At 69.2% G+C, this 18,649-nt stretch carries 18 protein-coding genes; 9 read left to right on the plus strand and 9 right to left on the minus strand.

Annotated elements, in window-relative coordinates; all coding sequences use genetic code 11:
- The first annotated feature begins 370 nt into the window (after positions 1-370).
- Positions 371-1,102 (plus strand): alpha/beta hydrolase, encoded by a 732-nt coding sequence (locus ABZ725_RS47665; protein WP_358808625.1) that lies wholly within the window; start codon positions 371-373, stop codon positions 1,100-1,102.
- 241 nt (positions 1,103-1,343) lie between these two features.
- Here the strand turns inward: ABZ725_RS47665 and ABZ725_RS47670 are convergent, their stop codons facing one another.
- Positions 1,344-1,697: a helix-turn-helix domain-containing protein gene (locus ABZ725_RS47670; RefSeq protein ID WP_358808626.1), complete on the minus strand. Its 354-nt coding sequence runs from the start codon at positions 1,695-1,697 to the stop codon at positions 1,344-1,346.
- Positions 1,698-2,021: 324 nt separating this feature from the next.
- Between ABZ725_RS47670 and ABZ725_RS47675 the strand changes: the two genes are divergently transcribed.
- The gene (locus ABZ725_RS47675) at positions 2,022-2,582 is read left to right on the plus strand and encodes a DUF3291 domain-containing protein (protein ID WP_358808627.1); all 561 of its coding nucleotides are present in this window, start codon (positions 2,022-2,024) and stop codon (positions 2,580-2,582) included.
- A 177-nt stretch (positions 2,583-2,759) separates the two neighbouring features.
- Here ABZ725_RS47675 and ABZ725_RS47680 read toward each other — a convergent pair whose 3' ends face one another.
- The gene (locus tag ABZ725_RS47680) at positions 2,760-3,194 is read right to left on the minus strand and encodes a VOC family protein (RefSeq protein ID WP_358808628.1); all 435 of its coding nucleotides are present in this window, start codon (positions 3,192-3,194) and stop codon (positions 2,760-2,762) included.
- Between the two features lie 365 nt (positions 3,195-3,559).
- Between ABZ725_RS47680 and ABZ725_RS47685 the strand changes: the two genes are divergently transcribed.
- Positions 3,560-3,811, plus strand: a complete 252-nt coding sequence (locus ABZ725_RS47685; RefSeq protein WP_358808629.1) for an SUKH-3 domain-containing protein — start codon at positions 3,560-3,562, stop codon at positions 3,809-3,811.
- A 222-nt stretch (positions 3,812-4,033) separates the two neighbouring features.
- On the opposite strand, the gene ABZ725_RS47690 is transcribed toward ABZ725_RS47685, so the two are convergent.
- The 4 genes from ABZ725_RS47690 to ABZ725_RS47705 form a co-directional block, all read right to left on the minus strand.
- Positions 4,034-4,879 (minus strand): MOSC domain-containing protein, encoded by an 846-nt coding sequence (locus ABZ725_RS47690; RefSeq protein ID WP_358808630.1) that lies wholly within the window; start codon positions 4,877-4,879, stop codon positions 4,034-4,036.
- An 89-nt stretch (positions 4,880-4,968) separates the two neighbouring features.
- Positions 4,969-6,129 carry an NAD-dependent formate dehydrogenase gene (locus ABZ725_RS47695; RefSeq protein WP_358808631.1) on the minus strand — a complete coding sequence of 387 codons (1,161 nt, stop codon included), beginning with the start codon at positions 6,127-6,129 and terminating at the stop codon, positions 4,969-4,971.
- A 105-nt stretch (positions 6,130-6,234) separates the two neighbouring features.
- Positions 6,235-7,167, minus strand: a complete 933-nt coding sequence (locus ABZ725_RS47700) for a LysR family transcriptional regulator (protein WP_358808632.1) — start codon at positions 7,165-7,167, stop codon at positions 6,235-6,237.
- Positions 7,168-7,307: 140 nt separating this feature from the next.
- Positions 7,308-8,177 carry a winged helix-turn-helix transcriptional regulator gene (locus ABZ725_RS47705; protein WP_358808633.1) on the minus strand — a complete coding sequence of 290 codons (870 nt, stop codon included), beginning with the start codon at positions 8,175-8,177 and terminating at the stop codon, positions 7,308-7,310.
- A gap of 103 nt (positions 8,178-8,280) precedes the next feature.
- Here ABZ725_RS47705 and eno point away from each other — a divergent pair, with 103 nt between their 5' ends.
- The 5 genes from eno to ABZ725_RS47730 all read left to right on the plus strand — a co-directional run bounded on the left by eno (position 8,281) and on the right by ABZ725_RS47730 (position 13,887).
- Entirely contained in the window at positions 8,281-9,564 is a 1,284-nt protein-coding gene (gene eno / locus ABZ725_RS47710; RefSeq protein ID WP_358808634.1) for a phosphopyruvate hydratase, read from the plus strand.
- 135 nt (positions 9,565-9,699) lie between these two features.
- A complete protein-coding gene (locus ABZ725_RS47715) occupies positions 9,700-9,831 on the plus strand; it encodes a hypothetical protein (protein ID WP_358808635.1) in 132 nt (43 codons plus the stop codon).
- Between the two features lie 217 nt (positions 9,832-10,048).
- Positions 10,049-11,065: a DNA-directed RNA polymerase subunit alpha gene (locus ABZ725_RS47720; RefSeq protein ID WP_351920991.1), complete on the plus strand. Its 1,017-nt coding sequence runs from the start codon at positions 10,049-10,051 to the stop codon at positions 11,063-11,065.
- Between the two features lie 459 nt (positions 11,066-11,524).
- Positions 11,525-12,829, plus strand: a complete 1,305-nt coding sequence (locus tag ABZ725_RS47725; protein ID WP_358808636.1) for an erythromycin esterase family protein — start codon at positions 11,525-11,527, stop codon at positions 12,827-12,829.
- Between the two features lie 137 nt (positions 12,830-12,966).
- A complete protein-coding gene (locus tag ABZ725_RS47730) occupies positions 12,967-13,887 on the plus strand; it encodes a hypothetical protein (protein ID WP_358808637.1) in 921 nt (306 codons plus the stop codon).
- A gap of 93 nt (positions 13,888-13,980) precedes the next feature.
- Here ABZ725_RS47730 and ABZ725_RS47735 read toward each other — a convergent pair whose 3' ends face one another.
- From ABZ725_RS47735 to ABZ725_RS47745, 3 genes are all read right to left on the minus strand, one after another.
- Positions 13,981-14,859 carry a PhzF family phenazine biosynthesis protein gene (locus ABZ725_RS47735; RefSeq protein ID WP_358808638.1) on the minus strand — a complete coding sequence of 293 codons (879 nt, stop codon included), beginning with the start codon at positions 14,857-14,859 and terminating at the stop codon, positions 13,981-13,983.
- A 551-nt stretch (positions 14,860-15,410) separates the two neighbouring features.
- Positions 15,411-16,526, minus strand: a complete 1,116-nt coding sequence (locus tag ABZ725_RS47740) for an FAD-dependent monooxygenase (protein ID WP_358808639.1) — start codon at positions 16,524-16,526, stop codon at positions 15,411-15,413.
- A 364-nt stretch (positions 16,527-16,890) separates the two neighbouring features.
- Positions 16,891-17,862 (minus strand): Clp protease N-terminal domain-containing protein, encoded by a 972-nt coding sequence (locus tag ABZ725_RS47745; protein WP_358808640.1) that lies wholly within the window; start codon positions 17,860-17,862, stop codon positions 16,891-16,893.
- 68 nt (positions 17,863-17,930) lie between these two features.
- Here ABZ725_RS47745 and ABZ725_RS47750 point away from each other — a divergent pair, with 68 nt between their 5' ends.
- The gene (locus tag ABZ725_RS47750; RefSeq protein ID WP_351920824.1) at positions 17,931-18,290 is read left to right on the plus strand and encodes an excisionase; all 360 of its coding nucleotides are present in this window, start codon (positions 17,931-17,933) and stop codon (positions 18,288-18,290) included.
- The last annotated feature ends 359 nt before the right edge of the window (positions 18,291-18,649 follow it).

The following is an 18,649-nucleotide window of genomic DNA, read 5'->3' on the forward strand; positions in this document are numbered from 1 at the left end:
AGAGCTACCTCGCCGGACTCCACCTCCGCGCAGCGACCATCTGGATCAGCAGCCTCCTCAAAGCCCAATGATCACAACTAGAGACAGCCCCTAGTGCCGCATCAAGCAACGTTGGCCCTGTTGTGACGTGACTCGCCGCTCGGGTCCTGTCCCGGGCGGCGTGCGGCCCGTCAGGCTGTGGGGATGGCTGAACGAGTATGTGTCTGTTGGATCGACGACGATGAAGGCAGGCGGTTGCTGCGGATCATCCGCCGCGGCACGGGTCGGTGGTGACCTGGCACCGGGCCCCGCACTGGCAACTTGCTCGTGATGTGCGGCGCATCACACTGGAAAGCGCCCGCAGCAGGCATCCCGAAAGGCCCGAAACGCTATGCGCTTTACCTCTGAGACATCGTCCGACGGCGTCCTTGAACAGCTCTTTCTCCTCGGCGACGTCCCTGGCGTGCTGTGGACTCCACGAGGTGCCCACGGGACCCGCCCCCTGATTGCCATGGGGCACGGCGGCGGTCAGAACAAGAAAGCCCCTGGCGTCGTGGACCGTGCGCGCCGTTTCGTGGCCGAGTGCGGTTTCGCCGTGGTGGCGGTCGATGCGCCCAGCCACGGTGACCGGCCGGAACATGAGGAGTTCACCCGGATCGCGACCGAGTACGAGGCCCGGCTTGAGGCCGGTGAGGAACTGGCCCCGCTGATCGCCGGCTTCCATGCACTCGTTGTCCGCCAGATTGTGCCGGAATGGCAGACCGTGCTCAACGCGGTCCAGAAGCTCAGTCATGTTGGCATTGGCCCAGTTGGCTACTGGGGTGTGTCGCTGGGCTGCGTGATCGGCGTCCCGCTCATTGCCGCCGAGTCCCGGGTCCGGGCGGCGGTGCTGGGCCTGGGCGGTGCTGAGGTGCCAGCCGAGACCGCCGCGCGGATCACCGTCCCGGTGGAGTTCCTCGTGCAGTGGGACGATGAGCGAGTGCCACGGACCCAGAGCCTGGCACTGTTCGACGCCTTCGCCTCAACCGAGAAAACGCTGCACGCCAACCCCGGCAAGCACGGTGAGGTCCCGGCATTCGAGATGGACAGCACGCTGCGGTTCTTCGCCCGGCACCTTGGCTGATACCGCCACCTGTACTAACCGTTTCGGTGCCTGCGCAAGTACATCGCCAGGGCGAACGTTGCCTGACGCGGCACCAGAGAAGTCCGCCGTCTGCAGCAGCACCGTCCCCACCCGAGCGCCCGGATCAAAGCCCGACCACGGCTGTGCTGATCACGCGGCCAGGGCGAGGTTGTGCAGGTGCGCGGCGGCTCGGACCGCGTGGTGGAGGCCGTCGCCGTACTGTCACTGTCGGCAGTCGCGGTCAACGGAATCCGTCGGCCGTCCCGCCCCGTCGCGCGCGCACCGCCGCGCCCCGCCGTCGTGGCGAGCTGATGACCGCCATGCGCGTGAACGAGGCGGGACGGCCGCAGCGTTGACGGTCTTTGAGCCCGGGTAGGCCCGCCTGGGCGAACCGGCCACGCCAGCGGCGCACGGTGTCCAAATGCAGCCCCGTATCCCGGGCGATGCATGCGTTGGAGCGTCCATGTGCGGCGTGCAGCACCACCTGTGCACGCACCCGCAGCCGGTGCTCGTTCCTGTGGCCGTAGGCCATCTTCTTCAACCGCACGCGTTCGGCGGCACTCGGGGCTGTCGGACAGGGGGTGCGGACGGGCATGGCAGGCGAACCGATCGGCCGAAGTGGATCACTGGTACCCCGCAGCCTGCCCCGCCCGTCACCGCCCCAGCCCCAGCCCCAGCCCCAGCCCCCGCAATGACCGGTGCAAGAGGCCACTTGGACAGGGAAAACGCAACTTCGACATGGCCCGCAGAGGCAGCTACCTTCACCTGGTCTTCGGCGATCGCCCACGGTCGCGCAGGAGTTCCTTCAGGCTGAGCCACCCGCGACGGGATGAGTTGGTCATGCCCCACGAACCCTCGCCCCCATACGAAAGCCACCGAACCGGGTCCACGCCAGGCAGCCCCAACCAGGGAGAGACGCATGCCCCATCTTGCTCTGTACACATTCGGCGTCCTGAAGTCACCTCTCGTCGATCCCGCACCTCTCACGCGCGAGTTCTACGACATTGGTGAGGCCGTCTACCGGAAGATCAGTCAGCACCCCGGGTATCTCGCGCATGCTGAAGCGGCAGGCGGTGACCGGGGCATGCTCTTCGAGGCGGACTGGGGTGCATGGGGAGAGTTCGCCGTACCGACCTGGTACGGCAAGGGCCATACGGTGGAAACCACCGCCCTGGCCGCGACCCTCTCACTCTGGACCGACCTGCGCCCCGCCTTCGACGCCATCTACACCGGTCTGCACCGTGAGGCGCTGAACAGGCGTTACGACTGGTTCGAGAGGACAGGACACCCGAATTACGTGTGCTGGTGGGTCTCCGACGGCGAGATACCAACCTGGCAGGACGGGGTTTCCAGGCTGGAACACCTCCACGACCACGGCTCCTCTGCGCCGCACGCCTTCACCTTCCACCACTCATTCGCCCCGGACGGAACTCCGACCAGGATCAAAGGCATCGGGCCGAAGAGCGACCAGGTTCGCTGACAAGGAAGCCTGAACGACTGGATTCGCCGTCAAACGCCTCGATTGAACGACGGCGAACAGATGTGTCTGCGCCAACGGCGGATCCGCCAGTACCTGGGGCTTCGCCCTCTACCTCGCGAGCACCGGCGGTTCTTCGTCCTGGCCCATGGGGCAGGACGAGGACACGTTCGCGGCACCTCAGTCGAGACAGAACTCGTTGCCCTCGATGTCCTGCATCACGAGGGTCGACTCGTTGACTCCATCGGCAAGCAGTAGTCGCCCGCGTACCGCGCCGAGCGCGACCAGTCGTGCGCACTCGGCCTCAAGTACGGCCAGGCGCTCCTCACCCACGAGTCCGGTGCCGACCCGTACGTCAAGATGCAGCCGGTTCTTGGCGGCCTTCCCTTCGGGGACGCGCTGGAAGTACAGTCGCGGGCCCACACCTGAGGGATCACTGCAGGCGAACCATGAATCCCGCTGCTCAGGGGGCTGCGAGCGCTTGAAATCGTCCCAAGTGGCAAACCCCTTCGGCGGCGGCGGTACGACGTATCCCAACACCTCGCACCAGAACCGAGCGACGCGCTCAGGTTCTGCGCAGTCGAAGGTGACTTGGAACTGCTTGATCGATGCCATCAGCCCTCCCAAACGCGTGCTGTTCACCGAAGCCCCGGATGTCATCGCCGCGTGGAGAGCAGACGCGCCGCCAGGGACGCCTCGATGTCCACCCCGTCGTCGTACGACTTGGTGATCTCGGTCAAGGCTGGCGAGCCTGCCACATGATCACCCGAGGGCTCAACGAAGTTTCCACCTGCCTCGTCTGAGTGGGGTGCGAGGATGCCCGGGGTGGTGAACCTTGAAGAGTGGCATCGCATCCGCAGTGGCCTGCGGTTCGGGCAGCGGTTTCAGGGGAGGGTGACCAAGGTTCCGAACACGGGGCGACCGGGAGGCGGCCTGGCTGGCCGGCTGAGCACGGGCAGGTCCTGGCAGAGGACACCACGTTGGCCGAGGCATGGGTGGATGCGACGGCGACGCCCCCGAGGAGAGCCGGCGTGGTGACGGGTTTCAGCCAAACGATCGGACGCGATCTCTTCCCGATTGGCGAACTCGACGAAGGCCGTTTCTTCCTCGGCATCGATCAGAGCAACGAGATCTATCTGGTCGAGACGTGGGTCGCGACCTTCGGTCCGGCCCAGGACGCGCTGGAGAAGCTCGTCCTGGGTGTTGCTCCGGAAACAGTCGCTAGGGCATGAACCCGGAGCATCAAGGGCCTGGGCAGGCTCCGCTACGTCGTGGAGCAGACCTTCGCCCTGCTCCACCGGTTCAAGCGCCTCGCCGTCCGCCGGGAACGCCGAATCGGCAAGGGACCCGGATCAAGCAGGATCTCGTCCTCGCCCACCAGACCCTGCGGCCCTGATCGTGAGCTGACGGACTCGCCGGCTCCAGCCGCCGGTCAGCAAGCCCCCTGCAACCGATCAGGCAGTCTCCTGCAACGAGATCGAGTCGCCCACTCGGACCGTCCCTGATTCCAGAACCTCCAGGTACACGCCGACGCACGACAGCCGGCCCAGGTCGAACACCGGAATGCGGTGGTCGCGGGCAACCGCGCGCATGATGCCAGGGTCCGGCGGCAGTTCGTCATGGCCGAGGGTGGGGACCACGCAGCGAGGTGTGGGGACCACGACGCGGAACAGCGCCTCCCCCACGCGCAGCCGTGACCCCAGCCAGGCGTCCTCCGGGAAACCCGGCCCTCCCCCGGTCTCCACTACCAGGTTCGGCCGGAAGCGTCGTGCGTCGAAGTCCCCGGCGGGATACACCGTCCGCATACGGGCCAGAGCGGACGTGGTGACGAGATGAACCTGCCCGAAGTCGAAGAACGTCCCCGTGGCGACACTGCCCGTCGTGATCCTCTCCCCGGTGACATCGACGGCTGCCGACTCCCGTGCAGCCTCCGGGACACCGCCTTCGTACTCAGGCACGGCGCGCTCGAGTCTGGTGTGCTCCGGCACGGCGGCCGAGACGAAGACCTGACGGCCCAACAGCTTGGACAGCTCCACGTCCAGGTCAGGGTCTTGAACGGACAGGGCAGCGCCGTCCGGCAGTACGACCCGGAGCATGCCGGAGTCGTCGAGGCGACTCCGGCAACGCAGCAACTCTCCCCACTTCCGCGGGTGTTTGGCGCTGCCCACCGCGCCCGTCTCATCGAGCACGGCGTACACCCGGTCCCCGGCGAGCCCGCCTTCCGTGACCGACACGGCGATCACGGCCTCACCCAGCATCGACTTCACCGGATACCGGTACAGCGCTGTCACAGTCCCCATGGATCAATCATGGCGCTCGCCACCCCGTGCTGGCATGGATTTCAAAGGTCGGCGTGGACGCCACCGGACGGTGGCCTCCGCGCCGAGGATCACTTCTTGACGGAGTACGAATGTGCGCCGGTTCCCGCCAAGCCGCTGCCGTCGGCGATCAGGTACTCGTCGCGGAGGGGACGGCCGGCGAACCAGGACTCCAGGATCTCGCGGGTGCCCGCCGCGTAACGGGCCTGCGCGGACAGCGACGAGCCCGAGATGTGCGGGGTCATGCCGTGGTGCGGCATGGTCCGCCAGGGGTGGTCGGCCGGGGCCGGCTGCGGGTACCAGACATCGCCCGCGTAACCCGCCAACTGGCCGCTGCGCAGGGCGCGGTCGACGGCGTCCCGGTCGACGATCTTCGCTCGTGCCGTGTTGATGAGGTACGCGCCGCGCTTCATCGTGGCCAGCAGTTCGTCGCCGAAGAGGCCCTCGGTCTCCGGGTGCAGGGGCGCGTTGATCGTGACGACGTCGCAGTGCGGGACCATCTCGGCGGCCGAGGCGTGGAAGACCAGGCCCAGCTGGCGCTCGATGTCCTCGGGCAGCCGGTGGCGGTCGGTGTAGTGCAGCTTCACGTCGAAGGGGGCGAGGCGGCGCAGGACCGCGAGGCCGATGCGGCCGGCGGCCACCGTGCCGACGTGCATGCCCTCCAGATCGTACGAGCGGGCCACGCAGTCCGCGATGTTCCAGCCGCCGTCGAGCACGACCTGGTGGGAGGGCAGGTAGTTGCGGACCAGGGACAGGGTCATCATCACGACGTGTTCGGCGACGCTGATGCTGTTGCAGTACGTCACCTCCGCGACCGTCACGCCGTGGGCGATGGCCGCGTCGAGGTCGACGTGGTCGGAGCCGATTCCCGCGGTGACCGCCAGTTTCAGGTGCTTCGCTGCGGCGATGCGCTCGGGCGTCAGGTACGCCGGCCAGAACGGCTGGGAGATGACGATGTCCGCGTCGGCCAGCTCACGGTCGAAGACCGACCCGGCGCCGTCCTTGTCGGAGGTGACGACGAGGGTGTGGCCGGCCTTCTCCAGGTAGGTGCGCAGGCCGAGTTCGCCGGAGACGCTGCCGAGGAGGTGGCCGGGGGTGAAGTCGATGCCCTCGGGGGTGGGGGTCGTCTGGCCGCCCGGGTAGTGGTCGATCGCGGGGAGGTCGTCGCGGGCGTACGTGGTCGGGTATCCGTCGGCGGGGTCGTCGTACAGAACGCAGAGCACCTTGGCCATGTCGCGGCTCCTCAACTGGCGTTGCGGGTAGGTGCCGTTCACGATCCTCGGGGTCGTTCGTCCTGGTCAAAGCGATCCTTGCTATGCCTTCATAGCCCGCTTCTATCAGCCGCGTCCGCCCAGGTAGGAGTGCAGCAGCTCGTCCAGTGCGTCCCGCACCCGCGCCTCCCGCGCCACCGTCACCAGTGCCTGCGCGAGAACCGAGGCGGGTTCGGTGCGGGCGACGACCAGCCCGACCCGCGGTCCGTGCGCGGGCCCCTCCAGCGGTACGACTCTCATCCCGTCCGGTACGCCGAACATGTGCAGCCAGGCGTGCGAGATCACGCTGGACCAGCGGCCTCCGGGGAGGTGGGCGTACAGTCCGGCGACGCTGTCCGACTCGATCGCGGGCGCGGCCGTGGCCCCCTCGGCTGCGAAGCACTCGTCGATGATCCGCCGGTTGCGCATCCGTGGGGCCAGGAGGCACAGGGGCAGGGTCGCGGCTTGCGCCCACGACGCCGCGTCGGCCGCGCCCAGCGGACCGTCGACCGGGGTGAGCAGGACATAGCGCTCCTCGTAGAGCGGATGACGGCGCACCTGGCGGAGCGTGTCGTCGTCCAGGTAGGTCATCGCCGCGTCCAGCTCGAACTCGGCCAGTCCGCGCGTGATCTGTGCCGACGACAGCGACTCCAGGGCCACCCCCGCCCGCGGATGCCGGTCACAGAACGGTGTGGTCAGCAGGGAGGCTACCGGGAGTGCGGTGGGGACGACGCCCAGCCGCAGTGTGCCGGTCAGCCCGCCGCGCAGGGCCGACAACTCCTGCTGCAGGGCGTCCCGTTCGGCGAGGATGCGGTGCGCCCACGCCAGGACGACCTCGCCCTCGGGGGTCAGGCCCTCGTACCGTCTGCCGCGCCGCACGATGGGGACGTCCAGCTCGTGTTCGAGGCGGCGGATCGCGGCCGACAGCGAGGGCTGCGAGACGTAGCAGGCCGCCGCAGCGCGGGCGAAGTGCCGCTCACGGGCGAGCGCGACGAGGTACTCCAGTTGGCGCAGCAGCATACGCGGCCTCCGCAGGGGGATCGCACGGCCAGGGTTCGGGGGTGCCGACGTACAGCATCGGCCAAGCCGTGCGCCTGCTGGGAATGAGTCCGCAGACCGCACACCGCTCACCTCCGTGCGCGACGCGTTCGCCGGGCCGCTCACGCCCTCCGGGTGCAGTCCGCGGCCAGGCGCAGGCTCTCGGTGACCGCGTGCGGGATGTCGTCGATCGGGAACAGCGTGTGGCGTACGGTCCGTTCGGCGTCGACGACCAGGACCAGGCGTTTGTGCCGCAGCCGTCCCGTGCCGCGGAACATCGGCAGTCGCAGAGCTGCTGCCAGTCGGTGGCCGGCGTCGGAGAGAAGCGGGTACGGGACGTCCTCGACTCGAGCGAACTCCGCCTGCTCGTGGGCGAGTTGTGTGCTGATGCCGCGTACCTCCACGCCCGCCCGCTGAAAGTCGGGCCAGGCGTCGCGGAAGAGCCTGTTCTCCAGCGTGCAGCCGGCGGTGCCGGGGATCGGCGGCTCGCCCCACTCGATGCCCGTGCCGGGGTAGGTGAACAGTACGGTCGCGGCGGCGTCCGGTGCGACCAGGGGCAGGTCGGCACCCTGTGTGCCGGGCAGTTCGAGGCCGTCGGGCAGGCGGGTGCCGGCCAGGGCGTGCACCCGGGCGTGCTCGGCGCCGTCCTCGGCCGCGGTCGCCGTGAGGCTGCCGTCGCCCAGCACCCATCGGTCGCCCCAGTCCTGCATGGCGACGAGCAGCGGCAGCAGCGCGGTCCCGGAGTCCGTGAGCAGGTATTCGTAGCGCACCGGACGCCGCTGGTAGAGGCTGCGGTGCAGGACTCCCTGGGCGACGAGCCGGCCGAGGCGCTCGGTGAGCACCTTGCGGGACAGCCCGATCTCGGCGGCCAGCGCGTCGAAGCGGACGTGGCCGCGGGCGACCTCGCGCAGGACCAGAACGTTCCACCAGTCCCCCAGGACCATGGCGGCCTGGGCGATGCCGCAGGTCTCGTCGGCGTTGTGCATCCTCATGCCCCCATAGTAGGTTCCTTTTCGGGACTCACTTTGTTTCCGGATGGAACTTAATAAGGTCTACTGCCCGCCACCGCGCGGGCCCAGCGTGAGGAGCTGCACCGTGACCGCCATCAGCCGGGTCGTCGCACGGGAGATCATCGACAGCCGGGGCAATCCGACCGTCGAGGTGGACGTGGAACTCAGGGACGGCTCGCTCGGCCGCGCCGCCGTGCCGTCGGGCGCCTCCACCGGCGCCCGGGAGGCAGTCGAACTGCGCGACGGCGACCCGGCCCGCTTCCACGGCAAGGGCGTGCGGAGGGCCGTGGACGCCGTGAACGAGACCATTGCGGACGCGGTGACCGGACTCGACGCCGAGGACCAGGCGACCGTCGACCGCACGATGATCGAACTGGACGGCACCGACACCAAGGCGCGCCTCGGCGCCAACGCCCTGCTCGGCGTCTCCCTGGCCACCGCCAAGGCCGCCGCCACTGCCCACCGGCTGCCGCTGTACCGCTACGTCGGCGGAGTCGACGCCCGGCTGCTGCCGGTGCCGATGATGAACATCGTCAACGGCGGCGCGCACGCCGACAATCCGCTCGACTTCCAGGAGTTCATGATCGCCCCGATCGGCGCGGCCACCTTCGCCGAGGCCGTCCGTATGGGCTCGGAGGTCTTCCACACCCTGCGCGGCAACCTGATCGCCGCCGGCCACAGCGTGAACGTCGGCGACGAGGGCGGTTTCGCGCCCGATCTGCGCACCGCCGACGAGGCCCTCGACTTCGTGGTACGCGCCATCGAGCAGGCCGGCTACAAGCCCGGCGCCGACATCACCCTCGTCATGGACCCGGCCACCTCGGAGTTCTTCCACGACGGCGTCTACGACTACGCGGGCGAAGGCGTCCGCCGTACCCCCGCCGAACACGCCGACTACCTCGCCGCCCTCGTCGACCGCTACCCCGTCGCCTCCATCGAGGACCCGATGGCCGAGGACGACCACGACGGCTGGCGCCATCTCACCGCCCGGCTCGGCGAGCGCTGCCAGCTCACCGGCGACGACGTCTTCTGCACCAACGAAACACTCCTGCGCGCCGGCATCCAGGACGGCATCGCCAACTCGATCCTGGTCAAGGTCAACCAGATCGGCACCCTCACCGAGACCCTGGCCACCGTCGCCACCGCCCACCGCGCCGGCTACACCGTCGTCATGTCCCACCGCTCCGGCGAGACCGAGGACACCACCATCGCCGACCTCGCCGTCGCCACCGGCTGCGGCCAGATCAAGACCGGCTCGCTCTCCCGCGCCGACCGCACCGCCAAGTACAACCAGCTCCTGCGCATCGAGCAGGAACTGGGCGCCCAGGCCCGTTACGCGGGCCGGGAAGCACTGGGCCTGCGCCGGTAGCGGCTGCCCGCGACGGCCGTCCTCGACGCGCCCGGCCCGACCCGCCGGGCCCGACTCACACGTCCAGCCGAACGTCTCCCTGCCGCGACGGCTCGTTGAGCGGGTGCCAGATCCCACCGACCGAGAGCAGGGGACATGACCGAGAGCGACGACTACAGCGGCGCTGACCCCGGCATCACCGCCGAAGAGGCAGAGGCCGACGAGGACACCGAGACGAACGAGGACGTCCCCGACGACTACGAGCCGGGCACCGGCTACGACGGCTGAGCGCCCCGCCAGCGGGGTGATCGGGTAGTCGCTGATGGCCTCAGCCCCGACTCAGCCATGGCCGCGGATGCCCCGGAAGGGGGGTCCGAAGCCTTCTCGCCGGGTCGGAGCCGAGCGGTTCGGCCTCTTCGGAGGCCGAACCGTCCGGATCGCCCGTACCCTTCATGGTGTCTACGGCGTCACATAGCGGGCGCCAAACCACTGGAGGCAACACCCCGTGCTGATCGCTCAGCGTCCGTCCCTGACCGAAGAAGTCGTCGACGAGTTCCGCTCCCGGTTCGTGATCGAACCACTGGAGCCGGGATTCGGCTACACCCTCGGCAACTCCCTCCGCCGAACCCTCCTGTCCTCGATCCCGGGTGCGGCGGTCACGTCCATCCGCATCGACGGCGTGCTGCACGAGTTCACCACCGTGCCGGGCGTCAAGGAGGACGTCACCGACCTGATCCTCAACATCAAGCAGCTGGTCGTGAGCAGCGAGCAGGACGAGCCGGTCGTCATGTACCTGCGCAAGCAGGGCCCGGGTCTGATCACCGCCGCCGACATCGCGCCCCCGGCCGGTGTCGAGGTGCACAACCCCGACCTCGTCCTCGCCACGCTCAACGGCAAGGGCAAGCTGGAGATGGAGCTGACCGTCGAGCGCGGTCGCGGTTACGTCTCCGCCGTGCAGAACAAGCAGGTGGGGCAGGAGATCGGTCGTATTCCGGTCGACTCGATCTACTCGCCGGTGCTCAAGGTCACGTACAAGGTCGAGGCGACCCGTGTCGAGCAGCGCACCGACTTCGACAAGCTGATCGTCGACGTCGAGACCAAGCAGGCGATGCGTCCGCGTGACGCCATGGCGTCGGCCGGCAAGACGCTGGTCGAGCTGTTCGGTCTGGCCCGTGAGCTCAACATCGACGCCGAGGGCATCGACATGGGCCCGTCCCCGGTGGACGCCGCCCTTGCCGCCGATCTGGTGATGCCGATCGAGGAGCTCGACCTCACCGTCCGTTCGTACAACTGCCTCAAGCGCGAGGGTGTCCACTCCGTGGGTGAGCTCGTCGCCCGCTCCGAGGCGGACCTGCTCGACATCCGCAACTTCGGTGCGAAGTCCATCGACGAGGTCAAGGAGAAGCTCGCCGGCATGGGCCTGGGCCTCAAGGACAGCCCGGCCGGATTCGACCCGACCGCCGCCGCCATCGGTGTGGACAACGACGCGGACGCGGGTTTCGTGGAGACCGAGCAATACTGAGCGCCGCGCTGCGCCGGCCATAGAGGCACTTCGCGACGGGGGCGGGAGACCCTCCAGGCTGCCCGCTGGGCGGCCTCGGCCGGGCCCGCCCCCGCGCACGACCCTGGGCACGCCCCCGGGCGAAGGCAGCCGGCGACAACACGGCGCAGCACCGGCGCTCCACGTACAACCCGCTCAACCCGCTGCTCGACCGGCCGACGGTCACCTGCTTCGGATCCGGCTTCGGATCCGGCTTCCTGCAGGAGACCGCTGTCTCTTCGAGGAGTGCATCGGCCGCCGACTCCGCCTGGTACTTCCACCGGGGCCCGGCGGCCACGCACCTCGGACGGGCACGGCGTACGCGGGCGCTGCCGTGGTCCATGCGAGCGGATTGCCCGGGGCCGCGGATTTCTCCGACCGCGCCTCGGGCAACACGTGTGCGTGCGAAAGTTTCCTCACCTTTTGGTTCTGATCGCGGCGATGATCGTCGGAGGTCCGGCCGCCGCCGCATCTCACGACGGGGACGAGCCGATCGTGGCCGCCGTCCAGCGCGCGGCCCGGCCGCTGCACTCCACCGAGCCTAGGGACGGTCTGGAAGACCTCGGTCCGGTGGGGGCCATGGTGGGCCGGGCACGGGTCGTCGGTCTCGGCGAGGCGACCCACGGCTCCCACGAGTTCGTCACCATGAAGCACCGCGTCTTCCGGTACCTCGTGGAGAAGAAGGGCTTTCGGACGGTCGCCCTGGAGGCGCCCTGGAGCACCGGGCGGCGCCTCGACGCCTACCTCGTGCACGGGCACGGGGATCCGCGCCGCATCATGAGCGAGGACCTCCAGTACGCGTACGAGCTCTGGAACAGCGCCGAGTATCTGGACCTGGTGGAATGGATGCGGGCCTACAACCTCCGGCACCCGGGCGATCCGGTACGGATCATGGGCGACGACTTCGGCTACACCGGCCCGGAGCTCTACGACCGGGTGATCGGGTACGTCGCCGCAGCACACCCCGAGCTCCGGGAGCGCATCGCCGAGCTGTACCGCGGCCTGCCGCCCACCCTGCCTTCCGGCGCCTACCAGAAGGCGTACTTCGCCCGGCCGCTGACCGAGCGCCAGGAGATGGCCGACCGGACCGGGCAGGCCGTGGCACTGCTCGCGGGTCTCGCGCCGCCCGCCGCGGCCGGCCCGCAGGCGCGCGAGGAGCATGCGTGGGCGCTGCGGGATGCGACGGCGATCGACCAGACCGCCCACCAGTACGCGTTCGACCCCGCCGATCCGGAACAGGTGGCCGCCATCATGCGCTGGCGCGACTCGGCCATGGCGGACAACGTCGTGTGGTGGCAGGAGCGGACCGGGACCCGGGTCCTGCTGTCGGCCCACAACGGACACGTCGCCTACGAGTCCGAGGACCCGCTGAAACAACCCAAGACCCAGGGAGCCTTCCTCCGCGATCGGCTCGGCACGGGGTACACGGCCATCGGGTTCACTTTCGGCCAGGGTTCGTTCAAGGCCACCGACCCCGCCGAGACCATGATGCTCACCCAGACGGTCGGCCCCCCGGCACCGGGCGGCAACGAGTACGTCCTGGACCGGGTACGCCACCTCCGCTATGTCCTGGATCTGCGCACCGCTCCCGCCGTCGTCCGCGACTGGCTGACGACGGCCCGCCCCACCCGCAGCATCGGTACGGCATACCCCGAGCCGGAGTACGACATCGCTTTGGCCCGCTCCTACGACATCCTCATCCACCTGCACCGAGTACAGGCCGTCCGTCTCCTGAACGAGCCCTGACCGCCGTCGCCGCAAGGTCCGTGCGGCCTGAGGCCGACTCGCCCGGAGTCCGACGCGCCCTTGCACCCCTGTTACAGAGAGTACACATTCGCTCCCTTTAGGTTATTATCTGCCTAGTCATCGACGAGAGGAATGCCATGAGCTACACGCTGTTGCGCGGCCTGTTCGTCATCCGATATCCCGACCTGCCGCGGCAGGGGCCGGAGCCTGACGGCGACACGGTCAAGTTCAAGCCGGACTCACCCGCCCTCGTCGAAGGCCTGCGCCGGCCGTCGGGGACGCCCCCGGACATCAGCGCCCGAGGCATCTCGGTGCGCCTGGAGGCGATCGACGCGCTGGAGACGCACTTCGGCGAGACCCACCAGGAACTGGCCGGCGCCAACCAAGCCCGCGAAAGGCTGCTGGAGCTCCTCGGGTTCACCAACGTCACCTTCTTCGAAGACCATCCGAACAAGGTCAAGTCGGCCGACCAGGACAGCATCCGCGGATATGTGCTCTCCAACGGGATCGACGCCAACGGCCGCATGATCGGGTTCGTCTACCCGGACGACCCGACCGAGCCGGACGGGGCGGACGTGTTCCTGAACGAAGCCAGGGTCGACCAGTCCGCCAACGCGGCGCTGCTCGCAGAGGGCCTGGCCTACCCGGCGTTCTACGCGACGCTGCCCGCCGCGCTCCGCACCCACCTGGCGTCGACGTCCCAAGCGGCGCGGACACCGCCGGTGGGGGTGTGGCCCCGCTCGAAGGCCGACCCGAACGGCAAGGCCGGCGTCCCGGACCTCGACGCGCTGCAGCAGCTGGTGATGTGGCCCAAGCTGTTCCGGCGGATCGTGCCCTACCTCGCGTCGGGAGCCACCGACTTCAACGGCTTCGACGCCTGGCTGCGGAGTGACCCGGTGCACCGCGACGATCCCCTCTTCCTCCTGGACCAGGGCGAGCACGGCAACCTGCACGACGTGATCGAGGCCGCGGGCCAGGACATCCAACTCACGGTCTGGCCGGAGGACTTCATCATCAGCCCCGACCCGGCACCGCCGGGGGCGACCATCCACCCCTAGCGGCGGCCGACCGCAAACACACCAACCGCGTCACCGTCGTCCAGGATGTCCTCGTATCCGATGGTGGCGCGGATGGCGTCGGCCCGTAGTGGGTCAGTGCGGACGCGGTCCTGCGGGCAGCTCCGAGAGGTGTCCTTCAGCGACGAACGCCACGTCGCCGCCCACGGTGACACGGTGGATGCCCTGTCCCTGGCCGTGTGCGCCGATGGTCATCCGGCTGGGGCGGCCGGTGAAGCGTCCCTGGTGCAGGACGACGGTCTCGCCGTCCTCGATACGGCCGTGGCGGCGCAGATACGCGGCGGCGCAGCCCGCGCCGGAGCCGGTGGCGACGTCTTCCAGGAGGCCGTCGTTGTTCCAGTGACGTCCTTCCGGTGCGGCGGCGTCGAGCAGGTAGGCGAACTGGGCGCCGAGGGCGGCCAGCAGGGCTTCGAGGTCCCGGGCGATCCGGGCGCGCTCGAGTGCGTCGCCGCGTACGGGGACCATCAGGTAGCGCAGTCCGGTGGAGAGCACCTCGGGAGGCAGATCCGGGTCCAGGTCGTCGGCGTCCAGGGAGAACCAGGAGGCCAGTTCGGGGATGTGGGGGCGGCCGAGGAACGAGGCGGGGCCCTGGTCGAGGACGCCGGTGTACCGACCGGCGGCGCGGCGCCGGGTGGTGACGTCGACCGTGCGGGCCTTGAGTTCGAGACGCCAGGTCTCGGTGTCGTCGCTGCCGTGCAGAGCGTGCAGGACGCAGGCCGCCCCGATGAGGGGGTGGCCGGCGAAGTCGAGCTCTTCGGTGAGGTCGAAGACGCGCGCATGCCAGGACTGCCTGCCGGTGCGGTCGGGCGCCAGGAAGACCGACTCGAAGTGGCGCATCTCCTGGGTGATGCGGGCCATCTGTTCCGCGCTGAGCTCCGCGGAGTCGGGAAACACAGCCAGGCTGTTGCCGCTGTAGGGCTGAGGGCTGAAGACATCAACGTGTAGGTAGTGCACGTTTCGGACACTACGGTCCGGTGCAGGCGGAAGGAACCGGCGACTTTCGAGGGGCGGACATAACCGCTGCCTATGGGGTCGGACCTGGAGACCGCGTTGTCACGACGGACCGTATCCGGTTGGACAGCGGACGCGACTGGCGTATCGCCTTCGAGAGCACCGGCCTGCCCGGTGTGCAAGCGCGGTCCGCGCCGGGCTGGGCACGGCGGCCCTCCTTCCCGCCCAGGTCGAACACGGCATGGCGACGCGCGGACTGCCCGAACTGCCCGGCGTGGAACTCGGGCTGCTCCGGCACCGGGCCACCCAGGGCGATCCCCTCGTCGACGCGGTCGAAGGACTCCTGAAGAGCCTGGTCGGCATCGCCCTCACCGCGCTGGGGACCCTTCCCTTCGCCTACGGCGGCCGGCAGGCCAACGGGCTCATCCTTGCTGCCGCACTCGTCGTTCGCGGCGCGGGACTCAGCGCCGCCAACATGGCCGTCATGGTCGGCGCCTACCTTCTCGACGGCATCTCCGCTCGACGGCCGGCCGCCTGGTCGTGTTCGGTCGCCTTCAGCCCGGTTGGAAGAACGCGAGCATTTTCCGGCCGGCGTCCGGCGACGTCAGGATTTCCTGGACGTGCGCGGACTGCCGGCCGGCGGCGCTGGTGCGTTCGAACATCTCGCGTTCGCATTCCTTGACGGCGGCGGGAGAGTCGTCCGGGTGCGCGGCCAGCGCGAGGCCGAGCAGGGCGCCGTCGAGCAGCGCCATGTTGGCGCCCTGCCCCACCGGCGGCATCAGGTGCGCGGCATCGCCGAGCAGCGTGACGCCTGGCGTCGACGGCCAGGTCAGGCCGACCGGGAGAGTGGTGATCGACCGTGGCAGGACCGTGTCGTCACAGGCTGCGATCAGTGCCGTGAACCGTGAGTGCCAGCCGGTGAACAGGCCGATCAGCCGCACCCTCGCGGCGGCCGGGTCGCCGAACGGGATCCCACTGGTGGCGAACCAGTCCTCGGTGGTGTTGTAGAAGCTGAGGTAGATGCGTACGCGGCCGTCGCCGTTGCGCTGTGCCGACAGGGATTGTCCGTTGCCGAGCACCCAGTAGTTGCCCCGCCCGACCATCGCCGCGAGGTCGGGGTGGGTGCGGTCGATATCTGGAATGCCCAGCTCAACGACGTTTTGGCCGGTGTGCGCTGGTCGGGCGTCGGTGAGCAGGGCGCGGACCCGGGAGTCCGCGCCGTCGGCGCCGACCAGCAGGTCGTACGTCGCACTGCTGCCGTCGGCGAAGCGCAGCAGGCCACTGTCGACTGATTCGAGGGCGTGCCCCCAGCGCACCGTGTGGTCCGGGAGAGAGTCCAGCAGCAGATTGCGCAGATCGGCACGGTCGATCTCAGGTCGCTCGAGCGGGGCGTCGTCGGGCGTGTCCTCCTGCAGCAGCAGGGTGCCGTCCGGCTCGAGAAGACGCAGGTCCTGGCCTTCGCCACGGGCCATCGCGTGGAACTGGTCGATCAGGCCGGCCAAGCGCAACGCCCGCTGCCCGGTCCCGGAGTGCAGATCAAGCATTCCGCCCTGACCGCGCGCACCGCGCGACGATTCACGTTCGTACACGACGGCGTCGATGCCGTTCACGTGCAGCACACGGGCAAGGGCCAGGCCGCCCAAGCCGGCTCCGACGATGGTGATGGTCATGGCTGCCTCCGATGCACCGTATTGCCCGCTCGCGGGAGATCGACCCGTGGTGCGCGCGAGCCACCACGGGCGGTGCGCATGCCGAGCGTGATCGCCGACTCTGGCAGGCCGGGCCGGATGTCGGCCTGACGGATGTCGCCCTGACGGATGTCGGCCTGCGCGCCCGCAGGTTGCACGCGACGTCCATCGCCAGCGCTTTCGGCGGCGAGACGCACAGGACTCGGCAGCGTGCCGACAGATCCGTCAGCAGCGGGTCGGCGGTGCCCAGCCGTCGCCGACGAGAACGGCGCCAGCGCATCGTCGCTCACCGCGCGCCCGTCCGCGCCTGTCCCACCGACAGTTAACGGCCCGCTGGTCAGGCGGTTCACCGGCGGAGCCGGGGCGCGAGGACCGTGCGCACGACCTTGGCCACGCTGCTCGCAGCGGATCCGCCTTCTTCTCCGGGTTCCGGTTCCAGCACGCGCTGGATCTGCAGGAGCAGCTGGTTGGTCGACCGCCAGAGCGGGACGAACAGGCCGGCGACCGGCCCGACGCCCTGGATCGGGCCACCGGACAGCTCGGCGACCTTCTTGGCGGCCGTGACCGTTGTCGGGTCCCGAAGGATCAGGTGCACCTCATCGTCGACCAGCCGGATTTCCATCTTTCGGGCGGCGGCTTCCTCCGGGTTCGCGTCCGTGGTCGTCTCCGGATCCAGTTCGTCGATCTTGGCGGCGACCGCGGCCGGGTCGACCCCGAGTTCGCGCAGCACCCTGGCCGCCATGCTGTTCTCCGCCTGCAGCATCGCCTCCAGCAGATGATGGCTGCCGACCGGTGCGCCACCGGCCAGCGCGCCGGCGGCGGACACGGTGTCCTCGGTGGCAGGTGTGCCGGCCGGCCATGGGCCGGTCGGGACGTCCTGCGATCCCTCCAGTGCCGCCAGTACCGCGGCGCGGATCTTGGTGATCGGATTGATCCGCTCGGCAAGCGCCTTCGCGCCGACGCCCTCACCTTCCCTGACCAGGGCGAGCAGGATGTGTTCCGTACCGATGGAGGTGTGGTGCAGCTGCTGCGCCTCGCGCAGGGCGAGGTCCAGTGTCTTCTTCGCACGCGGCGCGAACGGGATATGGCCGGTCAGCTCCTGTGTGCCGGGTTTCACCACCGCGGCGATATCGACCTGCGCCGCCGCCTTGTCGTACCCGAGCTGGTGCAGGACTTTCGCCGCCATGCTGTCCGGCGCGGCGAGCAGCCCCAACAGGATGTGCTCCGTGCCGATGTAGTCGTGCTTGAGCAGCCTCGCCTCCTCCTGGGCCGCGACGACTGCCTTGCGGGCTTCCACGGTGAACCTTTCAAATGGCATGGCTCTATGGTCTCAACCATGTCAATACACTGTTATTGATAGGGTCACCGTGCTGAAGGGAGGGTGCGATGGAGACACCGTCGGACTGGGAGGACCGGCTCGCACGTTGGCAGAACGAGCTGGAGCTGTTCGAGCAGCTGGACGAGACACCCTGGGTCACGCTGGCCAAGGCGGAAACCGAGACCGGTGTTTCCCGCTCGGCGCTGCGGTCCTGGTACCGCAACGGCGAGATCCAGTCCCGGCTGGTGGACGGCCCGAACGGGCCGCAGCGCCTGGTCCGGCTGGACGCGGTGATCGAGCGCGCGGCCGCGTCACCGCGCATTCAACGCAGGGCGGAACGAGAAGTCAGCCTGGAAGCCCAGGTCACCTTGCTACGGCACCGGGTTGACCAGCTTGAGTTGCGACTGGCGGCGCTGGAGCGGAAGTGACGATCGAAGCGGTACCGGCCGGCCGCCAGGACAGCTACGGTCGGGCCCGGCGCACCTGACGCTGCTTCTGGCCGGCGTCGCGCGACGTCCTCGTGCAGGTGGGCCTCGACGGCGCCCAGGTGCTGATCCTGAGCGACGACCAGGTCGTCGTCGAGACTGAGCAGGCGGACGCTCCCGCTGGAGAAGTGGAGCGTGAGGCCGGCCGTGAAGTCGACGCGGCCGTCGTTGTAGCTGATCTCCCGAACCGGGCCCAGTTCCTGGTCGTGAGCGGCGGTCTGTGGAGCAGATTGTCTGTCAGCGGTTGGCTTCGAGTTCGTCAGACTGAGCACTCATGCCCCAACTGCCGCCCGAGGAAAGGG

Source organism: Streptomyces sp. NPDC006872 (genome assembly GCF_040635845.1).
Taxonomy (GTDB): domain Bacteria; phylum Actinomycetota; class Actinomycetes; order Streptomycetales; family Streptomycetaceae; genus Streptomyces.

Coding starts and splice junctions, on each gene's coding strand:
- ABZ725_RS47665 (WP_358808625.1), top strand. CDS start 371: ATGCGCTTTACCTCTGAGACATCGTCCGACGGCGTCCTTGAACAGCTC.
- ABZ725_RS47670 (WP_358808626.1), bottom strand. CDS start 1,697: ATGCCCGTCCGCACCCCCTGTCCGACAGCCCCGAGTGCCGCCGAACGC.
- ABZ725_RS47675 (WP_358808627.1), top strand. CDS start 2,022: ATGCCCCATCTTGCTCTGTACACATTCGGCGTCCTGAAGTCACCTCTC.
- ABZ725_RS47680 (WP_358808628.1), bottom strand. CDS start 3,194: ATGGCATCGATCAAGCAGTTCCAAGTCACCTTCGACTGCGCAGAACCT.
- ABZ725_RS47690 (WP_358808630.1), bottom strand. CDS start 4,879: ATGGGGACTGTGACAGCGCTGTACCGGTATCCGGTGAAGTCGATGCTG.
- ABZ725_RS47695 (WP_358808631.1), bottom strand. CDS start 6,129: ATGGCCAAGGTGCTCTGCGTTCTGTACGACGACCCCGCCGACGGATAC.
- ABZ725_RS47700 (WP_358808632.1), bottom strand. CDS start 7,167: ATGCTGCTGCGCCAACTGGAGTACCTCGTCGCGCTCGCCCGTGAGCGG.
- ABZ725_RS47705 (WP_358808633.1), bottom strand. CDS start 8,177: ATGAGGATGCACAACGCCGACGAGACCTGCGGCATCGCCCAGGCCGCC.
- ABZ725_RS47715 (WP_358808635.1), top strand. CDS start 9,700: ATGACCGAGAGCGACGACTACAGCGGCGCTGACCCCGGCATCACCGCC.
- ABZ725_RS47725 (WP_358808636.1), top strand. CDS start 11,525: ATGATCGTCGGAGGTCCGGCCGCCGCCGCATCTCACGACGGGGACGAG.
- ABZ725_RS47730 (WP_358808637.1), top strand. CDS start 12,967: ATGAGCTACACGCTGTTGCGCGGCCTGTTCGTCATCCGATATCCCGAC.
- ABZ725_RS47740 (WP_358808639.1), bottom strand. CDS start 16,526: ATGACCATCACCATCGTCGGAGCCGGCTTGGGCGGCCTGGCCCTTGCC.
- ABZ725_RS47745 (WP_358808640.1), bottom strand. CDS start 17,862: ATGCCATTTGAAAGGTTCACCGTGGAAGCCCGCAAGGCAGTCGTCGCG.
- ABZ725_RS47750 (WP_351920824.1), top strand. CDS start 17,931: ATGGAGACACCGTCGGACTGGGAGGACCGGCTCGCACGTTGGCAGAAC.